The organism is Sphingomonas qomolangmaensis, assembly GCF_024496245.1.
Classification (GTDB): domain Bacteria; phylum Pseudomonadota; class Alphaproteobacteria; order Sphingomonadales; family Sphingomonadaceae; genus Sphingomonas; species Sphingomonas qomolangmaensis.
Map to the genome: position 1 here is coordinate 2,906,554 of NZ_CP101740.1, position 19,294 is coordinate 2,925,847.

Sequence of the window (19,294 nt, forward strand, 5' to 3'; positions counted from 1 at the left end):
CCGCGGTCTCGATCACGACGCGTCGGCCTTGATCATGTCGCGTACCGCCAATGCAGCGCGCGCCGGATTGTCCCGGGTGAAGCCGCGTACCATGCCGACGCGATCGTCATAGCCGCGCGCATTTTGCAGCATGTCGATGCTCACCGGCGCGGATCCGCTCGGCTGTTCGGGCGCAGGCCCGCCGTCGGCACCGGGCAGCGGCAGCGCGGCGCGATCGGTCGCCGTTACCTCTTCGCGCTTTTTGCCCATCGATTTGACCAACGGGCGGACGCCGACGAACAGCACCAGCAGCGCGATGATCAACGCGGTCGCGTTGCGCGCCACCATGGGCACCCACGCGGCATCGTACCAGGCAGGTTGCTCGACATCGGTGACTGCGGGCGAAAAGGCGCGGCTGACGACCGTCACCTGGTCGGCGCGTTGCGCATTGTAGCCCACCGCGGCACGGACCAGATCGGTGATCTGGCGGATTTCGGCGGGGGTGCGCGCCTTGCCCTCGGGGTCGCGCAACAGCACGGCGACCGACAGCCGCTTGATCCCGCCGGGGGCGGTGCGGGTGACCGACACTTCCTTGCCCAGGTCATAGGTCCGCGCGAACTCCTCGCTCGCCTTGGCGGGCGCGGTGGTCACCGCGGCGCCGGGCTGGGTCGCGGGATCATTGGGATTGGTCAGCGACGCCGCGGCGGGCGGGGTGTTCGATAGGGCACCGGGGATCCCGCCGGGGGCGCCCGGCGTGCCGTTCGGCCCGACCCAATTGCCCTGTTCGGCGCGGATCACGCCTTCCTTGTCATAGCGTTCGCGCGTTGCCTGCGCTTCGTCGAGATCGACATCGGCCTGGACTTCGGCGCTGAAATTGCCCGCCCCCACCAACGGGGTCAGCAGCTTGTTGAGCTGCAGGCGGAACTTGTCTTCCACCCGGCGCTGATAATCGATCCGCGCATCGCCGACGCTGGTGCCGCGCTCGTCGTCGTCGCGGCTGAGCAAGGCGCCCATCTGGTCGACGATCGTCACGCTGTCGGGCTTCATGCCGCCCACCGAGGATGCCACGAGGTTGACGATCGAACGCACCTGCGCGTCCGATAGCGTGCGACCGGGTTCGAGCCGGACGATCACCGATGCCGAAGGCTGCGCATTGTCGCGCACGAAAACCGAGGATTCGGGCATCGCCAGATGCACCCGCGCATCGGCCACCGCGTCGATCTCGCCGATCGATCGCGCCAGCTCGCTCTCGCGCGCCTGGCGCAGCCGTTCGCCCTCGACCGCGCGGCTGACCCCCATCGGCAGTTCGTCGAGGATCGCATAGCCGCCCGGTGCCGCCTTGGGCAGGTCCTGCCCCGCCAGCAGCATCCGCGCCTTGTGGTAATCATCCTCGCCCACCGTCAGTGCGCCCGACTGGTCGAAACGCGTCGGAATGCTCGCCGCGGCAAGCGCGTCGCTCACCGCCGATTTGTCGTTGTCGGCGAGTTGGGTGAACAGCACCCGCTGCGGCGGCGTTGCCAGCATCAGCCAGGCCAGCGCTGCCGAGGCGATCAGCCCGATCATCAGCACCAGCGGCAGCGCCTTCTTGACCGCGGGTTGCGCGAAGAAGCCCTTGGCTTGGGCGAGCGGCGCGGCGAGCCGCGCAGGGGTGAGCGGGGTGAGGGCGTTTTCCATCTGCGATTACACCGGCATGCTCATGATGTCCTTGTAGGCGGACAGCAATTTGTTGCGGACCTGCAGCGTCGCCTCGAACCCGACCGAGGCTTGCTGGCGGGCCAGCATCACCTTGGCGATGTCGATCGTCTCGCCGCGCTCATAGGCGGCGGACAATTGCCCCGCCTGGTTCTGCGCCTTGTTGACGTCGCCGAGCATTCCCTCGAGCGTCGAGGTGAAGCTGTTGCCTTTGGGCGCTTCGGTCGCGGGTACCGCGACCTCCGGGTTGGCGCGCGACAGCGCCTGGTTCTTTTCGAGGATCTGGGCGCGCATCGCCATGATCCGGTCGACGCTCATGGCGCCGCCCCCGATGCCGTTGACGCTCATGCGGTTGCCTTCCAATCCTGCGCGCGGCCGATATCGTCACCTTGTTCACGCGCCTTGGCGAGGCGATAGCGAAGCGTGCGTTCGGAAATCCCCAGCCGGCGCGCGGTCTCGATCCGGCTGCCGTTGCACGCCGCCAGCGTGTCGCGGATTGCCTGAAATTCGCTCATCTGGACGATGTTGCTCAGCCGCGCCGGGCCATCGTTCGAAGCGCGCAGCTGCGTCGGGCGGTCGAAGATGATGTCGGCGGGACCGATCGCGTCGCCGTGGCACAGCAGCAACGCGCGCTGGATGACATTTTCGAGCTCGCGGACATTGCCCGGCCAGTCATGCGCCTCGAGCATCGCCAGTGCGGCGCGCGACAGCCAGGGCAGCGTGTTGCGGCCGCCGGCGTGGCGGACGATCATCGCGGTCGCCAGCGCGGGCACGTCGTCGAGCCGCTCGGCGAGCGGGCGGGTGGTGAGCGGGAACACGCTCAACCGGTAGTAAAGATCGGCGCGGAAGCGGCCCGCCTGCACCTCGGCATGCAGGTCGCGGTTCGCGCACGCGATGACGCGGACGTCGATCGCCTCGGCCTGGGTCGCGCCGATCGGCACGACCTCGCGCTCTTGGAGCGCGCGCAGCAATTTTGCCTGCAGCCCGATCGGCATCTCGGCGACTTCGTCGAGCAGCAGCGTGCCGCCATTGGCGGCGCGAAAGAAACCCTGACCGCCCGATGACGCGCCGGTGAACGAACCCTTTTGGTGACCGAATAGCATCGCTTCGAGCATCGTCTCGGGTAGCGCGGCGCAGTTGATCGCGATGAACGGACCGTTCGCGCGCGGCGATGCGCGGTGGATCGTCCGCGCCAGCACTTCCTTGCCGGTGCCGGTGGGGCCGTTGATCAGCACGGTGATGTCGGCCTTGGCGACGCGTTCGGCGAGCGTTAGCAGCGCCAGGCTCTCGGGGTCGGCGGCAACGGGGACTTCGGCGCCGCGGAGCAGCGCGCTGGCGAACCCCGAAGCGATCGCCGCATCCTCGGCATCGAACCCCACGCGCGCGGCATGGCCATCGACGAAGGGGATGACCGAGCCCGGTCCGCCGCCCAGCACCAGGGTGCGGGCCGCGATCGGCGGGCTTTCACCCTCTACCACCAGGAAATGGTCGCCGGGCTGCGGACGTTCCCTCTCGGTCGTTGCGACGGCGAGGCCTTGTGCGCGGAGCGTGGAAACGAGAGGATAGTGCAGCCGCATGACTGCGGCCGTTGGATAGATCGAACCCACTGAAATTCCCCCGTTTTGCGAATCATCCTATGGCCGCTTGCTGGTTAACGCCGGGTAAAGTCGTGCCGGCTCCGCAATAATTTTCTGCTTCTGTCATCCGCTTGCGCACGCGAGCGTAGATTCCCCGCGCGAGAGCGATCACCGGGAAGCCGGTCCGAATTTTTCGTTTAAGCCCCGCGCCGCGCGGCCGTTCCTTGCTGTGACTGCTCGGCTCCCGCTTGTGGGGGGAAAGGTGGGCGGTACGGGAAATGGAGATACGGACATGACGGTTATCGGAAGCAATATCTCGGCGCTGCGTTCGTCGAACGCGGCAAGCAAGGCCACCGACATGCTGTCGACGGCGATGGAACGCCTGTCGACCGGCAAGCGCATCAACTCGGCCAAGGACGACGCCGCTGGCCTCGCCATCGCATCGTCGATGACCGGTCAGATCCGCGGCATGAACCAGGGCATCCGCAACGCCAATGACGGCATCTCGATGGCGCAGACCGCCGAAGGCGCGCTCGATGAAGTCGGCAACATGCTGCAGCGGATGCGCGAGCTGAAGGTCCAGTCGGAGAACGGCACCTATTCGACCGATGACATCGCCAACATCACGCTCGAGCAGGACGCACTCGCTGCGCAGATCGACAATGTGCTGACCAACACTGAATTCAATGGCCAGAAGCTGTTCGACGCAAGCGCTGGCACCGCTGGCGTGGTTTCGATCCAGGCAGGCGCCAACGTTTCGGATGCGATCGAGCTGAACCTGGGTGACGACCTGGCCGCCGACACCACCATCGCCGCGGTCGTAACCGCCGGTGCTTCGGTCGCCACCGCGACGCTCGAAAATTACGACGACGCGATCGCGACGATCGCCAACCGTCGTGCCGACCTCGGCGCCACGCAGAACCGCCTCGAATCGGCAGTCAACAACCTGACCAGCAACGCGACCAACCTGTCGGACGCACGCAGCCGCATCGAAGACGCCGATTTCTCGGCCGAGACGACCGCACTCGCCAAGGCGCAGATCCTCAGCCAGGCATCGACCGCGATGCTGGCGCAGGCCAACCAGAGCCAGCAGGGCGTGCTGTCGCTGCTGCGTTAATCGACCCTCCCGGCACCGCCGCCTCCCCCCACGAAAGGGCGGGGGTGTCGGGGCCAGCCGCTCTTCCTCCCAGCGGAGCGTGCACGCGAAACCCCGGTGACGGTTCTGCCGTCACCGGGGTTTTGTGCGTGACCTTTTAGGCGCGTGCATAAGAGAAGCCGTTGCTCTCAAGCCTTGCACATTCCCCGTCACCCCAGCGAAAGCTGGGGTCTCCGGAAGCGTGGCGAACCGGTCGCCCAACGGGCTACTGTGTCCGGGCACGCGAGGCAGATGGTTCGCGCCAGCCGCTCTAGACCCCGGCTTTCGCTGGGGTGACAGAATGACGACGAACGCGCTGCAGGATCGAGCGCATGGTACCGCGTTTGCGGAGAGCGCAAGCTACACCGCGCTTGCCAGCGCCTTCTTCAGCCGCGCATGCGCGCTCGCCTTGATCTGGCACACCCGCGCGGCGCCGACGCCGAGCACTTGGCCGATCTCCTCGAGGTTCAATTCCTCGACGTAATAAAGCTGCACCACCTGCGCCTCGCGCACCGGCAGCGCGGCGATCGCCGCCACCAAGGCGGTACGCAGATCGCCCTCGGCGAGTTGCTCGAACGCGTCGGGGCCATCGTCCATGAACCAGGGCCCTTCGTCGGTGTACACATCGTCGATCGAATCGAAGCGCAGTGGCTCGGCGGCCGAATAATCGAGCCGCAATTTCTCGGTCGTCACCCCCAGCCGCTCGGCGATCGCCGCGTCGTCAGGACGCTTGCCCGTCTCGTCGGTCAGCGCCGCCAGCGTTTCGCTGTACGCACGCCGGCGCTTCATCGCGCCGCGGGTCAGCGTCGCCTGGCGGCGCAGCTCGTCGATCATGCTGCCGCGCAGCCGGGTGATCGCATATTGGCGGAAGGTGACGGCACCGCGATCCTCGAACGCGCCCGCCGCCTCGACCAAGGCGACCATGCCGACCTGCACCAGGTCCTCGACCTCGACGAGCGACGACATGCTGCCATGGATATGCCAGGCGAGCCGCCGCACCAGCGGCAGATGTTCGCGGACCAGCGCCTCGATGTCGCGCGCGGTCGTGGTCGGCGTATAGACCAATGCCTGTGCAGCGTTGTTCATGCCGCCAGCGCCTCGGGCGCGCCGATCACCGCGACGACCTCGACCGACTTGTCCTCGGGCACTTCGAAGAAGCTCATCACCGGGGTGTCGGGCAGGCAGGTCTTCACCAGCTTGCGGATCGCGATGCGGATCGAGGGCTGGACGACCAGCGCGAAGGGCTTGGCCTCGTTGAGCAAAGGCTGCGCCGCCTGCTGCAGCGCGTCGACGATTCGGCGGCCGAGATCGGGTTCGATCGTGTGGCGGCGCGATGGGTCCGAACGGACCGCTTGGCCAAGCAATGCTTCCAAATGACCCTCCAGCGTCATGACGCGCAGCGGTTCGCGAACCCCGCACAATTTCTGGATAATGAGCGCGCCCAGCTCGGGGCGGATCGCCTCGATCAGCTCGTCGGCGTCGTGGGTGCGCTGCGCCGCGACCGCGATTGCGGCGGCGATGCGGCGGAATTCCTTGAGCGGGATGTTCTCCGCCAGCAGCCCGCGCAGGATCTGCGTCAACGTCGTGAGCGACAGCGGCGCCGGGCAAAGCGCGGCGACCAGCGCGCCCGCCTTGTCCTTGAGCCCGTCGAGCAGCGCCTGGACTTCATCCGGCCCCAGCAGGTCGGTCGCGTTCTGCAGCAACAGATGGTTGAGGTGCGTCGCGATGACGGTACCCGGATCGACCACCAGATAGCCGGCGCCCGTCGCTGCATCGGCATCGCCCGGCGCGATCCAGGTCGCGTCGAGCCCGAAGGTCGGGTCCTTCGCCGCCTTGCCGGTCAGCCGACCGAAACCCTGGCCGGTGTTGAGCGCGAGCATCTCATCGGGCGAGACATGGTCCTCGCCGACGATCACGCCGCCGACGACGATTCGATAGGTGAAGGGCGCCAGGTTGATATCGTCGCGCACGCGCACCTGCGGCACGACGAAGCCCAGATCCTTCGAAAGCTGGCGGCGCACCCCGGTGATCCGGCTCATCAATGGCGAGCCCTTGCGCTCGTCGACCAGCGGCACGAGGCCATAGCCGATGTCGAGCATCACCTGCATGTTCTCGGTCACTTCGTCCCAGCCGATCCGCGAAAGGTCGGCGGGCGGCGGCAGCGGCTCGGCGGGCGGCGGGCGGTTGGCGATCGCGCGCAGGCGATACGAGCCATAGCCTGCGGCACCCGCGGCGGCGAGGATCACCAGCGTCGGCATCCCCGGCAGGAACGCCAGCAGCCCGAGGATGCCCGCAACCGGCGTCCAGGTGCGGTGCGAGGCGAATTGCGCGCCGATCTGGCCCGACAGATCCTGGCTCGATTTGACGCGGGTGACGATCGCGGCGGCGGCGATCGACAGCATCAGCGCGGGCACCTGCGCCACCAGCGCGTCGCCGATCGCCAGCAATATGTAGGTCTGCGCGGCTTCGCCCACCGCCATGCCATGGCTGACCATGCCCAGGATCAGCCCGCCGACGATGTTGATCGCCAGGATCAGCAGCCCCGCGACCGCATCGCCCTTCACGAACTTCGACGAACCATCCATCGCGCCGTAGAAATCGGCCTCGGTCGACACTTCGATCCGGCGCGCGCGGGCTTCGTCGGGGGTGATCAGCCCGGCGTTCAGGTCGGCGTCGATAGCCATCTGCTTGCCGGGCAGGGCGTCGAGCGTGAAGCGTGCCGATACTTCGGACACGCGGCCGGCGCCTTTGGTCACGACGATCATGTTGATGATCAGCAGGATCGAGAACACCAGCAGCCCGACGACATAGTCGCCGCCGATCAGGAAGCTGCCGAACGCCTCGATCACATGCCCCGCCGCCGCCTCGCCCTCATGCCCGTGCACCAGCACCACGCGGGTCGAGGCGACGTTGAGGCCGAGGCGGAACAAGGTGGCAAACAGCAGCACCGTGGGGAAAGCCGAGAAATCGAGCGGCTTCTGCGCGTTGAGCGCGACCATCAGCACCGCGAGGCTGATCATGATGTTGAGGATGAAGAACACGTCGAGCAGGAAGGCGGGGATCGGCACCACCATCAGCACGACGAGCAGCAGGATCGCGCCGGGCAGCGCGGTCGAGCGGACCATCGGGCCGAGATTGGCCATCGAGAACATGCCTGCGTTCATCACGCCCCCAGGTTCGCGAGCATGAGATACGCAAGTCGCGCGGTCTCGGGTGTCGGCCGCAACGCGTTGACGCGGGCCTGGTCGGTGCGGTCGGCGGCGCGCACGACGTTGAGATTGGCCATCGTCGTCTGCAGCCAGCGATCGTCGCCGCCGCTAGCTTCGTTGCCCAGGATCACGTCGACGCCGGGGAAGGGAGCCGCGAAGGCAGGCACCTGCGCCTGCGCGAGGAAGTTGCCCGATGCGGTGCCCGTTGCGCCGGCGGCTTGCGCGCCGCGATCGAGCTTGCCCGCGAAGCGCTGGTAGATGTCACCCAGCGAGCGCTGGCTACCGTCGGCGGCGTAGAAGATCGAGCGGTTCGCGCGTGCGGCGGCGGGGAACATGCTGGCGGCACCGCGATCGGGCGCGGCCTGCATCGCCGACAGGAATTTCTTCGCGCCGCCGATCCCCAGGAAGTGCGCCATGTACAGGTCGGTGCCGTTGGCTTCGCGGCCAAGGCTGCCCTCGATCTCGGCCTTGTTGTCCGATGCGTGTTCCGCAGCCATCAGCGAGGCTGCGTTGGCGTCGGTGCGCAGCGACAGGATCGCGCTGCGCGTTGCTGAATCGCTTACGACATAACGGCCGCTGGCGGTCTGCTGAATGCTGTCGGCGGCCCAGCCCATGCCGTGCTCGGCACCGTGGCGCTTCATCACGCCGAGCCAACTCTGCTCGATGAACTGGTAGAGGCCGGTGGCGCTCGAGGTGCGCGCACGCGCATTGGTGCGCATCCCGCTTTCGATCTGCGCCTGGCCGAGCAGATAGGAGAAATCGACGCCGGTCTTCGCGCTCGCCTTGGCGATCGCGCCCTGCACGCCGGTTGCTGCGGAGACGGTAGGAACGGCAGGTGGTGCGCGCATTGGTCTGATGAAGCCCCCGGTTTGCGGGGGGTGATCAGCAAGGAGCGTGCCAGATGCAGATAGCAGCTATGCGGCGCGCTCGCCCACGGACAACATGTCCCCCTCCCTTCCAGGGAGGAGAGAAGAAGGCTGAAATCAGCTCACGCGTACGCGGCCATCGCCCCCGCACGATATGGCGCGGCGCCATTGCCGGCAAGCACCTGCAACCGGCGGCGAACATTTGCCGCCATCAGGTTCACATAGATGCGCGCCGCTTCGTTCAGCCGGTGCGCTTCCTCGGCCAGCGCGCGAAGCCCGGGGGTGATCGCTTCTTCCTCGGCCAACGCCACCGCCTCGATCGCGGCGAGCTTCTCGGCGGTCGCGCGTTCGAGCGCGGCGGCATCGCTCGCCTTGAGCGCTGCGATTTCGGCGTGCAGGCATTCGATCACCTGCACCAATGCGTCATGCCGGGTCATTGGGCTTCCAGTTCAGCTTCAGGGCCAGCATGCGATCGGCGATCGTCGCGGGGGAAATCGGAAAACTGCCATCCTCGACCGCGCGGCGAATGCGCGCGACGCGATCAGCGTCGACCGGCGGCTCGCTCGCCAGCGCAGCGATGGTCTGCGACAGCGACGTCGCGGCCTTGGTATCGGCGGGCTGGGGATCGGTCCCGGTCTGCATTCCCTTGGCGCGCGTCGCGGCACCGACCGCAGCGATGCGCTGCGCCCCGTTCGTTGCGATTGGCTTTGGGCCGATTGAATCCACCACGTCCGCTCATCCCGATAGCTGCCGACAAGGGAAGGAACGACGCCATTACGAAAAGCTTTAGAAGAAATTATTCCGCCCAGCCGGGCAGGGTGACGCGCCCGGCTTCGACCGCCACCGCCTGGATCGGCGGCTTCTTGGGATCGACCTTCACCATCAGCCGCGCGCCCGCGGCGGCATCACCCATAGCCACGCCGTCGCGCGTAATCGAAAACCCCGCCGATCCGGCCTCGACCATCACCGGATCGCCGCGCTTCACGACGATCGCGGGCTTGAGCGCGGGGGCGACCGGAGCGGCAGCGGCGAGGATGGGGGCGCTGGCCTTGGGCTCAGCGATGACGGGCACATAGATCCGCCACACCGGCGCCATGCAACGGATCACTACGGTGTCGTGCGCCGGGCTGCGCCACTCGAACTGCGGCATCGCGCAAGGCGCGAGCTTGAGCCGGCGGTCGATCGCCGCGACCGCGCCGCCATCGCTGCCGATCGCGGCGCCGGTGAATTGCGCGACCGCGGTATCGAGCAGCGCGGTGTTCTGGAAGCTGCGTTGCTGCGCGGCGGCGGGTGCCGCGATCAGCAGCGCGGGGATCAGCAGGCGGATCATTTCTGGCTCCGATTTTGGGGGGCGGCAAGCAAGGGTTGCCGGGCGGCAGCGGCTTGCCGGGGGGCGGGATCGCTACCGGCGAAGCCGATCGCGAGGGTAACGTGGCGACCGCGCGGCGCGGGGTCGGTCGAGATCACGATGCGGTCGCGGCCGACTACGCCTGCGCGCACCAAAGCCGCGGCAACCGCGCGCGCGCGGTCGCTGGCGAGCAGCGCGGCATTGTCGCCAAGTGCGTCGCGGTCGGCGAGCGACCCGTCGACATGGCCTGTCACCAGCAGCCGGGTGCGCGGATCGCGCGCCGCGGTGATCGCCCAGCGGCTGGCGGTGACGATGCTCGGTGGCAGTGCTGCCTCGCCTACCGCGAACCCGCGCACGATCGCGCGGTCGAGGGCGATCGGCGCGGTCGGCTCGGGCGAATCGAACCCCACGCGGATCGCGCTGGCGAGCGTCCCGCGGTCGAGTTGGCTCGCCTGCACGAACACGAAGAAGCCGACCAGCAACAGTGCAAGGTCGGCCAGCGTCATCAGCCACACCGGTCGGGCGGGCGCCGCCGCATCGAAGCGCGCCATGCTCATGCCGCGATCTCGCGCCGGCGCGGCATCTCGCGCGCTGCCAGCGCCACCAGCGGCGCCTCGAGCCGCGCGCGCTCGAATGCTTCGGCGCGCGCCAACCGGCGCAATCGCCCGGCGATCGGCGCGGCGACCAGATTGGCGATCAGCGCGCCGTACAGCGTGGCGAGCAGCGCCACCGCCATCGCGCCGCCGATCGCCGCGGGGTCCTGCATCGCGGTGAACATCCGCACCAGGCCGATCAGCGTACCGATCATGCCGAAGGCGGGGGCCGCCTCGGCAGCGGCGGACCATATCTCGGCGGCGCCCAGATGCCGCTCGATCCGCGCCTCGCGCGCATGGGCAAGCGTCGCGGCGACCTCGTCGGGGCCAGCGCCGTCGACGATCTGCGCGATACCCAGCGCAACGTCGAAATCGTCGATCACCGAGCGGTCGAGCGCCATCACGCCATGTTTGCGCGCAATCCTCCCGAGCGCGGCGATCTGTGCGAGCTGGGGTTCGGCGTCGTGTTCGGCGCGCGGCAATACGCGCAAGGCGCCGACGGCGCGCGCCAGATTGACGAGCGAAAAGCGCAGCACGCACGCCGCGAGCGTCCCGCCGACGACGATGGCGGCGGCGATCGGGTCGAGAAAGGGGGCGAGGGCATCGATCATGCCAGCACTACAGCAAGGACCGTGCCGATTTGCGCGCTTGCCGCCGCGGGCAGCGCATTGCCGGGGGCGGCAAGGCGTTGCCGGTTGGCCGGGGGGAGGCGGGCCCACCAACCCGTCACTCCAGCGAAAGCTGGGCTCTCTTGTTATGGAGCGCGCGGTTGCCGAGAGAGGCCCCGGCTTTCGCTGGGGTGACGAAGTGGGGTGACGATTTTGGGATGGCTGTGGTGACGATCTACTGCCGCCTCTCCGCCCCGCCCCTCAAACTGGCACGCACCTTGCTGAACCCCGTCCGCATGACCTCGGACAAGGAACCGGCAGATGGCGAATGAAGGGCTCTTCGGCGTACACGGACAGGCATTGTCGGTGCGGTCGCAGCGCATGGGCATTCTCGCGTCGAACATCGCCAACGCCTCGACCCCCGGGTTCAAGGCCAAGGACATCGATTTCGAAGCGGCGCTCAAGCGCATCGACGCGCCCGGCGGCTCGACCGATCGCGCGATCGGCGCCGCGACCAAATATCGCGTGCCAACCCAGCCTTCGATGGACGGCAACACCGTCGAGCTTTCGACCGAGCAGACCGCCTTCGCCGAAAACGCCGTCGCCTATCAGACGACGCTGGCGTTCCTCAACGGTCGCATCTCGACGATCACCCGCGCGCTGAAGGGCGAATGAGCATGAACGGTCCCAACCCGATGAACATCTTCCAGGTCAGCGGGCGCGCGATGTCGGCGCAGCTGGTGCGGATGAACACGACCGCATCGAACCTCGCCAACGCCGGCGCGGTCGCGACCACGCCCGAGGCGGCATACCGGACGATGAAACCGGTGTTCCGCACCCATTTCGACACTGCGTCGAAGATGGCGACGGTCGATGTCGAAAGCATCGTTACCGCGGGGGAGGCGCCGACCAAGCGCTACGATCCGGGCAACCCGCTCGCCGATGGCGAGGGCAATGTCTACGAAAGCGCGGTCGAGGAAACGCGCGAGCTGGTCGACATGATGGAGGCGGCGCGCACCTATCAGAACAATGTCGAGGTGATGCAGACCGCCAAGTCGCTGATCACCGAAACGCTTCGGTTGGGTCGCTGATCATGGCCAGCAGCTTCGACACCACGCTCGCCAATCTGGGCATCGCGCGCAGCGGCGCCACCGATCCGCAACTGACGACGCGCAACGCGCAGCAGACGCTCGACCAGGGCGATTTCCTGTCGCTGATGACCGCGCAGCTCAAGAACCAAGACCCGTTCGAGCCCGTCGACAACACCGCGATGGTCGCGCAGATGGCACAATTCTCCTCGCTCGCAGGTATCACCGAGATGTCGTCGACGCTGAAGGCGATCGCCGACAAGCTCGGCGCCTCGGGAATGACCGACGCCGCCGCGCTGGTCGGGCGCACCGTGCTCGCCGAGGGCAATGTCGCCTATGGCCGCACCACCGGCGGGCTGCAGGGCGGAATCGAACTGGCGGGCGATGCCAGCGAATTGTCGGTCGCGATCAAGGCAGCCGACGGCACCACGCTGCGCACGCTCGATCTGGGCGCGCAAAAGGCGGGCACCGTCACCTTCGACTGGGACGGCAAGACCGAGACCGGCGCCGCGGCGGGGGATGGTCCCTTCACCATCGTGCCGACCGCGCGCAACGGCGCCGCCGCGGTGAACAACAAGACGCTCGTCTGGGCACCGGTCAGCTCGGTCAGCCTCGTCGCCGGCGAACCCGTCCTCACCCTGCCTGGCATCGGCCAGGTCAAATCCTCCGCCATCCGTTCGATCGGCTGAAATCCAAGCACAGGAGCCACTGCCATGTCCTTCTACACGTCGCTCAGCGGGCTGCAGGCCAGCCAAAAGGAAATGTCGACGATTTCGCACAATCTGGCGAACGTCGCGACCGACGGCTTCAAGAAGAGCCGCACCGAATTCGCCGACGTCATCGCCTCGAGCGTGTCGGTGAACCCCACCAGCGTGGTGGGCTCGGGCGTCGTCACCAAGGCGATCCGCCAGCAATTCGGCCAGGGCACGCTGATCCAGACCGGCTCGACCCTCGACCTGGCTATCTCGGGCGACGGCTTCTTCGCGGTCAAGCCCGATGCCGATGGTTCGAAGGTCAACTTCACCCGCAACGGCAGCATGCTGATCGACAACGAACGCTTTGTCGTCGATTCGAACGGCAACAACCTCCAGGTCTATCCGGTCGACGGATCGGGCGCAGTGGTGGCGGCGGGGATCGACAGTCTGATCAGCCTGCGCCTGCCGCAGACCAGCGGCACGCCGACCCCGACCAGCAACGTCGCCTTGTCGGTGAACCTCAATTCGGGCGCGTCGATCCCGTCGGCGACGACCTTCGATCGCTTCAATCCCGCCAGCTACAACCAGTCGATCCAGACCACGGTGTATGACGGCAATGGCAGCCCGCTGACGATGACCAGCTATCTGGTCCGCCAGACTGCGCCCACCGTCGCCGAGCCGACCTCGGACTGGGCGGTGTACAGCTTCGTCGGCGATCAGCCGCTCGCCGCCGGCGGTGCCGCCGCGGTGACGCTGACCTTCGACGATACCGGCGCCTTGACGACGCCGACGACGCCGACCTTGTTCGATCCGTTCACCCCGTCGGGCAGCAATTCGGAGCAGCAGCTCGGGCTCGATTTCGGGATCGACACCACGCTCACCGCGGCGCCCTTCGTGGTCAACAGCCGTTCGCAGGACGGCGCGGCGATCGGCCAGATCGAATCGGTTTCGGTCGATGGCGAGGGGATGGTGTTCGCCAGCTTCTCGAACGGCGACAACACCGCGCTCGGCAAGGTGGCGCTCGCCAACTTCGCCAACCCATCGGGGCTGCGCCAGCTCGGCAACGGCACCTGGTCGGCGACCGGGCTGGCGGGCGACGTCGTGCTCGGCGAGGCCAATCAGAGCGGGCTCGGCGGGCTGATGTCGGGGATCATCGAGGGTTCGAACGTCGACATCACCGAGGAGCTCGTCGCGCTGATCGCGGCACAGCGCAACTTCCAGGCGAATGCGAAGGCGCTCGATACCTCGAGCCAGATTTCGCAGACGATCTTCAACATCAATTGATCGAGCGGACGGGGGGACGATAGCCGATGGACCGTCTGGTCTACACCGCGATGTCGGGGCTCAAGAGCCAGATGGCGGCGCAAGCCTCGATCGCGAACAACATCGCGAACGCATCGACCATCGGCTATCGCCAGGACCGCGTCACCTTCGAGCGGCTGATGCTCAAGGGCGATGGCGCGTTCGACTCGCGCCAGCCATCGGCCAAGGAAGTCACCGACGCCGATCGCCGCGCGGGAACGATCATGTCGACCGGGCGACCGCTCGACGTCGCGGTCACCACCGATGCGTGGATCGGCGTCCAGGCGACCGACGGCAGCGAGGCCTATACAAGGCGCGGCGACCTCAACGTCGCGCTGTCGGGACTGCTCGAGACGGGGGACGGCTTTCCGGTGCTGGGCGCCACCGGCACCCCGATCACCGTCCCGCCGCACGATCGCATCATGATCGCCGACGACGGCACGGTATCGATCACCCCGCGCGGCGCCGAACCCGGCAGCGCGCCGCAGGTGATCGACCGGCTGAAGCTGGTGAGCACCCAGGGGACGCAGACGCTCAAGGGGCTCGACAACCTGCTCCATGTCGAAGGCGGCGGGGTGCTGCCGCAGGACCTGGAAGCCAAGGTGGCGAGCGGGTCGCTCGAACAGTCGAACGTCAATCTTACCGAAGCGCTGGTCGACATGATCGAGAACCAGCGATCGTATGAAGTGCAGGCCAACTTGTTGAAGGAGGCCAAGAAAATGGACGAATCGAGCGCATCGCTGATGCGGATTCAGGGCTAAGGGAGCGATTTCATGGGCAGTGCGGCAATGCATATCGCGCGGACCGGGCTCGACGCCCAGGATACGCGCATGCGGGTCATTTCGAACAACCTTGCCAACGTCAACACGACGGGGTTCAAGCGCGATCGTGCGGCGTTCGAAACGCTCGCTTATCAGGTGGTGACCGCACCTGGATCGGCGAGCACCTCGGAGACCAACTACGCCACCGGCTTGACGCTGGGCACCGGCGTTCGCGTCCAGGGCACCGCGCGGATCAACACCCAAGGGTCGCTGCAGACGACGGGCAATTCGCTCGACGTCGCGCTCGACGGCGACGGATTCTTTCAGGTGACATTGCCCGGCGGCCAGCTCGGCTACACCCGCGCGGGCAATTTCGCGCGTTCGCCCGAGGGACTGATGGTCACCAGCGAAGGCTATCAGGTGATGCCCGGTATCACGATCCCAGAGGGTGCGACGACGATCACGATCGGCGCCGACGGCACCGTCAGCGCGACGATCCAGGGCCAGACCGAGGCGAGCCAGATCGGCCAGCTCCAGGTCGCAGGCTTTCCCAACGCCGCCGGGCTGCAGGCGACCGGCGACAATTACCTGATCGAAACCGCCGCCAGCGGCGCCGCCAATCTGGGGGTCGCCGGGCTCGATGGCCGCGGCCAGATCCGCCAGGGGATGCTCGAGGGATCGAACGTCAACGTGGTCGAGGAGCTGGTCGACATGATCGAGACCCAGCGTGCCTATGAGGTCAATTCGAAGATGATCACCGCGACCGACGAGATGCTGCAATATGTCAACCAGAACCTCTGAGATGCCGGCGAATTGGCTTCGCTTCGCCTGCGGCCTTGCGCTCGCCGGCGTCGGTGCATTGCCTGCCAACGCGCAGATCTTCGGCAAGAAGGCAGCGCCCGAAGATTTCGCCGCAACCTTGCCCACGCCCGTCGCGGTCGCGGCGCCCGCCAACGGCTCGATCTTCCAGCCCGCCGACGGCTATGCCGCGCTCTACGAAGGCCAGCGCGCGCGCCGTCGCGGCGATCCGCTGACGATCGTGCTGGTCGAGCGTACCGCCGCGTCCAAATCGGCGGCGTCGAACCTCGACAGCAAGGGTAGTTTCGGGCTCACCGGTCCCTCGACCGGTCCGCTGTCGCTGTTCCGCCCCACCGACGCGCAGGCCGGCGGCAATCGCGGCTTTCAGGGGGTCGGTGCCGCCGACCAGGCCAATGCGCTGACGGGTGAGGTCAGCGTGACCGTCGCCGAAGTCTATCCCAACGGGACGATGCTGGTGCAGGGGCAAAAGCGGCTGACGCTCAATCGCGGCGACGAATTCGTCCAGATCAAGGGCATCGTCCGCACGATCGACGTCGACGCCAACAACCGCGTCGCCTCGACCCGCGTCGCCGATGCCAGGATCAGCTATACCGGCAAGGGCGACGTCGCCCGCGCCAGCCGCCAGGGGTGGCTCAGCCGCTTCTTCCAGACGATCAGCCCGTTCTGATGCGCACTACCTCCAATCCCGTTCGCCCTGAGCTTGTCGAAGGGCCGGCCCGCATAATCCGCGCGCGCGCCAGTGGATGGTTCGGGCCGACCCTTCGACAGGCTCAGGGCGAACGGGAGCTTGGTCGGCGGCATCCGCCATTCTTCGCTTGGAGCCAGCACATGCTTCGCGCCTTCGTCACTGCCCTGCTTCTCACCCTCTTCGCCGCCCAACCCGCGCTCGCCGCCGAGCGAGTCAAGGATATCGGTCGCTTCCAGGGAATCCGATCGAACCAGCTGACCGGCTATGGCATCGTCGTAGGGCTGCCCGGCAGCGGTGACGACAATCTCGAATATACCGTCCAGTCGATGAAGGGCGTCACCGCGCGCTTCGGCTTTCAGCTGCCACCGGGGATCAACCCCAGCCTCAAGAACAGCGCGGTCGTCATGATCACCGCCGAGCTGCCCGCCTTTGCCAAGCCCGGCCAGCGGATCGACATCACCGTGTCGTCGATGGGGCGCGCCAAGAGCCTGCGCGGCGGATCGCTGATCCTGACGCCCTTGCTCGGTGCCGATGGCCAGATCTATGCGATGGCGCAGGGTAATCTCGCGGTCGGCGGATTGGGCGCCGAGGGTGCCGACGGATCGAAGATCGTCGTCAATGTTCCCTCGACCGGCCGGATCCCCGATGGGGCGACGGTCGAGCGCGCGGTCGAAACCGGGTTCGCGACCGCACCTACGCTCACCTTCAACCTGGCGCGCGCCGATTTCACCACCGCGCAGCGCGTGGCGGCGGTGATCAACGGCCGCTTCGGGACCATGCGCGCACGCGCGATCGATGCGGTGTCGGTGTCGGTGTCGGCACCGCCGGGCGCCGACGTCCGCACGATGCTGATGAGCGACATCGAGAACCTCACCGTCGATTCGGCCGAGGCGGCGGCGCGGGTGATCGTCAACGCGCGCACCGGCACCGTCGTGATCAACTCGGCGGTGCGCGTGAGCCCGGCGGCGGTAACACACGGTAAACTAACGGTACGTATAGACGAGGCCCAGCGGGTGATTCAGCCCGCGCCGTTCAGCCAAGGCGAGACCGCGGTCGAACAGCAAAGCGCGATCGGGGTCGAAGAAGAAGTGAAGCCGATGTTCCTGCTCGATCCCGGACCCAAGCTCGCCGACGTCGTCAAGGCGGTGAACGCGATCGGCGCGTCGCCCGCCGATCTGGTCGCGATCCTCGAAGCCTTGAAGGAAGCCGGCGCGCTGAAGGCCGAGCTCGTCATCCTGTGACGATCCCCGCCGTCCAGCTTCCGGGCGTCAACCAGCCGACGGTGTCGACCGACACCGGCCGGCTGGCGACGCGCGACAATCTGGACAAGGCGGGGCAGCAGTTCGAGAGCCTGTTCGTCGGCATGATGCTCAAATCGATGCGCTCGGCCAATCTGGGCGAATCGCTGTTCGAATCGAACGCGCTCGATCAGTTTCGCGACATGCAGGATCAGCAGACCGCCAAGGCGATGGCAGCGCACGCGCCGCTGGGAATCGGCAAGGCGATGACCGATTTCCTCGCGAAGTCGGTGCCCGCGGAGGCAGGGGCATCGCCCACGCCGCCGAGCGCTGCTAGCGGCGGGCCGTCGACATGAGCGACATGCTCTCGATCGCCGCCAGCGGCGTGCGTGCCTACCAAAGCGCGCTGACCACCACGTCTGAGAACATCGCCAACGCCGGCACCCTCGGCTACGCGCGCCGTGCGGCGGCGTTGGGCGAAGTCAACGCCTCGGACAGCAGCCTGTTGAACGGTGGCGCACAGGCGGGGCAGGGGGTGCTGGTCACCGGCATCGACCGCGCCGCCGACGCCTTTCGCAACGCCGAAGTGCGCACCGCGGGCAGCGACCTGGCGCGCACCGAAGCCGGATTGGTCTGGCTCGAACGGATCGAGGGCGCGCTGACCGCCTCGAAGCTCGACGAACGCCTCGCCGCCTTCTTCAACGCCGGCCAGAATCTCGCCGCCGATCCCGCCGCCAGCGGGCTGCGCGCGGTGATGCTCGAACAGGCTGCCGGGCTCGCCTCGGCATTCCGCAGCACCGGCGCTGCGCTCGAGGCCGCTGGCGCCGATCTGACTGGTCAGGCCGACGCGACAGTGGGCGAAATCAATTCGCTGGCAAAGGCGCTGGGAACGGTCAATTCGGGGCTCGGCCGCACCGGTGCGGGCAGCGCCGGCCATGCCGGTTTGCTCGACGAACGCGATCGGCTGCTCGAACAGATGAGCGTTTTGGTCGATGTCGGTGCCGAATTCGACGCCGCTGGGCGCGCGACGCTCCGCATCGGTGGGCCTTCGGGACCGGTGCTGGTCGCCGGCGACGAAGCGGGCAGCGTCACCTTCGCCACCAACAGCGAAGGCGCCGCCTCGATCGCGGTGCACCGCGCGGGCGAACGCGCCAACGCCCCGGTCAATGGCGGCGAGCTCGCCGGGATCATCGACGGCGCGCAGCGGATCGCCGCGGCGCGCAGCGCGACCGACACGATCGCGGCGCAGTTCGTCGCCGGCGTCAACGCTGTCCAGGCGGGCGGGCGCGATCCCGCGGGCAACCCGGGCGCGGCGATGTTCGCCGGCGAAACCGCGGCATCGGTGACGATGGTGCTGGCCGACCCCAAGGGCATCGCCGCCGCGGGCGTCGGCGCCGGCCCGCGCGACAATGGCAACCTCAAGGCATTGGCCGATCTGCGCACCAGCGGCGGCTTTGAAACCACGCTCACCGACATGGTCGTTGGCAACGGCGCGGCGATCAGCGGGCGGCGATCGGTGGCGCAGGCGCAGAGCGCGATCCAATCGTCGGCGGTTGCATCGCGCGATTCGATCTCGGGGGTCAATCTCGACGAGGAAGCCGTAAACCTGATGCGCTTCCAGCAGGCCTATCAGGCGTCGAGCCGGGTGATCCAGGTCGCGCGCGAAACGATCCAGTCGATCCTCGATATCAGGTGA

22 protein-coding genes are annotated in these 19,294 nt (G+C 67.5%); 11 read left to right on the forward strand and 11 right to left on the reverse strand.

The genetic code is table 11. From position 1 onward, the window contains the following. Positions 1–12 precede the first annotated feature (12 nt). The 3 genes from fliF to NMP03_RS13930 are packed head-to-tail and all read right to left on the reverse strand — an operon-like array spanning position 13 to position 3,248. Positions 13–1,653 carry a flagellar basal-body MS-ring/collar protein FliF gene (gene fliF, locus NMP03_RS13920; RefSeq protein WP_256506064.1) on the reverse strand — a complete coding sequence of 547 codons (1,641 nt, stop codon included), beginning with the start codon at positions 1,651–1,653 and terminating at the stop codon, positions 13–15. A gap of 6 nt (positions 1,654–1,659) precedes the next feature. Then, positions 1,660–2,019, reverse strand: a complete 360-nt coding sequence (gene fliE / locus NMP03_RS13925; protein WP_256506065.1) for a flagellar hook-basal body complex protein FliE — start codon at positions 2,017–2,019, stop codon at positions 1,660–1,662. After that, entirely contained in the window at positions 2,016–3,248 is a 1,233-nt protein-coding gene (locus tag NMP03_RS13930; RefSeq protein ID WP_256506067.1) for a sigma-54 interaction domain-containing protein, read from the reverse strand. The genes fliE and NMP03_RS13930 overlap by 4 nt, the downstream gene beginning before the upstream one ends. A 292-nt stretch (positions 3,249–3,540) precedes the next feature. Between NMP03_RS13930 and NMP03_RS13935 the strand changes: the two genes are divergently transcribed. After that, positions 3,541–4,365 carry a flagellin N-terminal helical domain-containing protein gene (locus NMP03_RS13935; RefSeq protein WP_256506068.1) on the forward strand — a complete coding sequence of 275 codons (825 nt, stop codon included), beginning with the start codon at positions 3,541–3,543 and terminating at the stop codon, positions 4,363–4,365. Positions 4,366–4,743: 378 nt separating this feature from the next. Here the strand turns inward: NMP03_RS13935 and NMP03_RS13940 are convergent, their stop codons facing one another. From NMP03_RS13940 to NMP03_RS13975, 8 genes are all read right to left on the reverse strand, one after another. Next, complete coding sequence (locus NMP03_RS13940) at positions 4,744–5,469, reverse strand: sigma-70 family RNA polymerase sigma factor (protein ID WP_256506069.1); 726 nt, start codon at positions 5,467–5,469, stop codon at positions 4,744–4,746. Continuing rightward, positions 5,466–7,547: a flagellar biosynthesis protein FlhA gene (gene flhA, locus NMP03_RS13945; RefSeq protein WP_256506070.1), complete on the reverse strand. Its 2,082-nt coding sequence runs from the start codon at positions 7,545–7,547 to the stop codon at positions 5,466–5,468. The genes NMP03_RS13940 and flhA overlap by 4 nt, the downstream gene beginning before the upstream one ends. Next, positions 7,547–8,440: a lytic transglycosylase domain-containing protein gene (locus tag NMP03_RS13950; protein WP_256506071.1), complete on the reverse strand. Its 894-nt coding sequence runs from the start codon at positions 8,438–8,440 to the stop codon at positions 7,547–7,549. The genes flhA and NMP03_RS13950 overlap by 1 nt, the downstream gene beginning before the upstream one ends. A gap of 140 nt (positions 8,441–8,580) precedes the next feature. Beyond that, positions 8,581–8,895 (reverse strand): flagellar protein FlgN, encoded by a 315-nt coding sequence (locus NMP03_RS13955; protein WP_256506072.1) that lies wholly within the window; start codon positions 8,893–8,895, stop codon positions 8,581–8,583. After that, positions 8,882–9,100 (reverse strand): flagellar biosynthesis anti-sigma factor FlgM, encoded by a 219-nt coding sequence (flgM, locus tag NMP03_RS13960; RefSeq protein ID WP_319937602.1) that lies wholly within the window; start codon positions 9,098–9,100, stop codon positions 8,882–8,884. Before flgM ends, NMP03_RS13955 begins: the two co-directional genes overlap by 14 nt. A 154-nt stretch (positions 9,101–9,254) precedes the next feature. Next, positions 9,255–9,788, reverse strand: coding sequence for a flagella basal body P-ring formation protein FlgA (locus NMP03_RS13965; protein WP_256506074.1), 534 nt, complete (start codon positions 9,786–9,788; stop codon positions 9,255–9,257). After that, on the reverse strand, positions 9,785–10,363 hold the full coding sequence (locus NMP03_RS13970) for a flagellar motor protein MotB (RefSeq protein ID WP_256506075.1): 579 nt from the start codon (positions 10,361–10,363) through the stop codon (positions 9,785–9,787). The genes NMP03_RS13965 and NMP03_RS13970 overlap by 4 nt, the downstream gene beginning before the upstream one ends. Beyond that, the gene (locus NMP03_RS13975) at positions 10,360–11,010 is read right to left on the reverse strand and encodes a motility protein A (protein ID WP_256506076.1); all 651 of its coding nucleotides are present in this window, start codon (positions 11,008–11,010) and stop codon (positions 10,360–10,362) included. The genes NMP03_RS13970 and NMP03_RS13975 overlap by 4 nt, the downstream gene beginning before the upstream one ends. A 318-nt stretch (positions 11,011–11,328) precedes the next feature. Between NMP03_RS13975 and flgB the strand changes: the two genes are divergently transcribed. The 10 genes from flgB to flgK all read left to right on the forward strand — a co-directional run bounded on the left by flgB (position 11,329) and on the right by flgK (position 19,294). Next, a complete protein-coding gene (gene flgB / locus NMP03_RS13980) occupies positions 11,329–11,682 on the forward strand; it encodes a flagellar basal body rod protein FlgB (RefSeq protein WP_256506077.1) in 354 nt (117 codons plus the stop codon). Between the two features lie 2 nt (positions 11,683–11,684). Then, a complete protein-coding gene (gene flgC / locus NMP03_RS13985; protein ID WP_256506078.1) occupies positions 11,685–12,098 on the forward strand; it encodes a flagellar basal body rod protein FlgC in 414 nt (137 codons plus the stop codon). 2 nt (positions 12,099–12,100) lie between these two features. Beyond that, positions 12,101–12,784 carry a flagellar hook assembly protein FlgD gene (locus NMP03_RS13990; RefSeq protein ID WP_256506079.1) on the forward strand — a complete coding sequence of 228 codons (684 nt, stop codon included), beginning with the start codon at positions 12,101–12,103 and terminating at the stop codon, positions 12,782–12,784. A 24-nt stretch (positions 12,785–12,808) separates the two neighbouring features. Then, positions 12,809–14,074: a flagellar hook protein FlgE gene (locus tag NMP03_RS13995; protein ID WP_256506080.1), complete on the forward strand. Its 1,266-nt coding sequence runs from the start codon at positions 12,809–12,811 to the stop codon at positions 14,072–14,074. 26 nt (positions 14,075–14,100) lie between these two features. Further along, the gene (locus tag NMP03_RS14000) at positions 14,101–14,853 is read left to right on the forward strand and encodes a flagellar basal body rod protein FlgF (RefSeq protein WP_256506081.1); all 753 of its coding nucleotides are present in this window, start codon (positions 14,101–14,103) and stop codon (positions 14,851–14,853) included. A 12-nt stretch (positions 14,854–14,865) separates the two neighbouring features. Further along, positions 14,866–15,654 carry a flagellar basal-body rod protein FlgG gene (gene flgG / locus NMP03_RS14005; RefSeq protein ID WP_256506083.1) on the forward strand — a complete coding sequence of 263 codons (789 nt, stop codon included), beginning with the start codon at positions 14,866–14,868 and terminating at the stop codon, positions 15,652–15,654. Position 15,655: 1 nt separating this feature from the next. Beyond that, positions 15,656–16,339 carry a flagellar basal body L-ring protein FlgH gene (locus tag NMP03_RS14010; protein WP_256506084.1) on the forward strand — a complete coding sequence of 228 codons (684 nt, stop codon included), beginning with the start codon at positions 15,656–15,658 and terminating at the stop codon, positions 16,337–16,339. 161 nt (positions 16,340–16,500) lie between these two features. After that, positions 16,501–17,601 (forward strand): flagellar basal body P-ring protein FlgI, encoded by a 1,101-nt coding sequence (locus NMP03_RS14015; protein ID WP_256506085.1) that lies wholly within the window; start codon positions 16,501–16,503, stop codon positions 17,599–17,601. Beyond that, entirely contained in the window at positions 17,598–17,954 is a 357-nt protein-coding gene (locus NMP03_RS14020; RefSeq protein WP_256506086.1) for a rod-binding protein, read from the forward strand. The genes NMP03_RS14015 and NMP03_RS14020 overlap by 4 nt, the downstream gene beginning before the upstream one ends. After that, positions 17,951–19,294 carry a flagellar hook-associated protein FlgK gene (gene flgK / locus NMP03_RS14025; protein ID WP_256506087.1) on the forward strand — a complete coding sequence of 448 codons (1,344 nt, stop codon included), beginning with the start codon at positions 17,951–17,953 and terminating at the stop codon, positions 19,292–19,294. The genes NMP03_RS14020 and flgK overlap by 4 nt, the downstream gene beginning before the upstream one ends.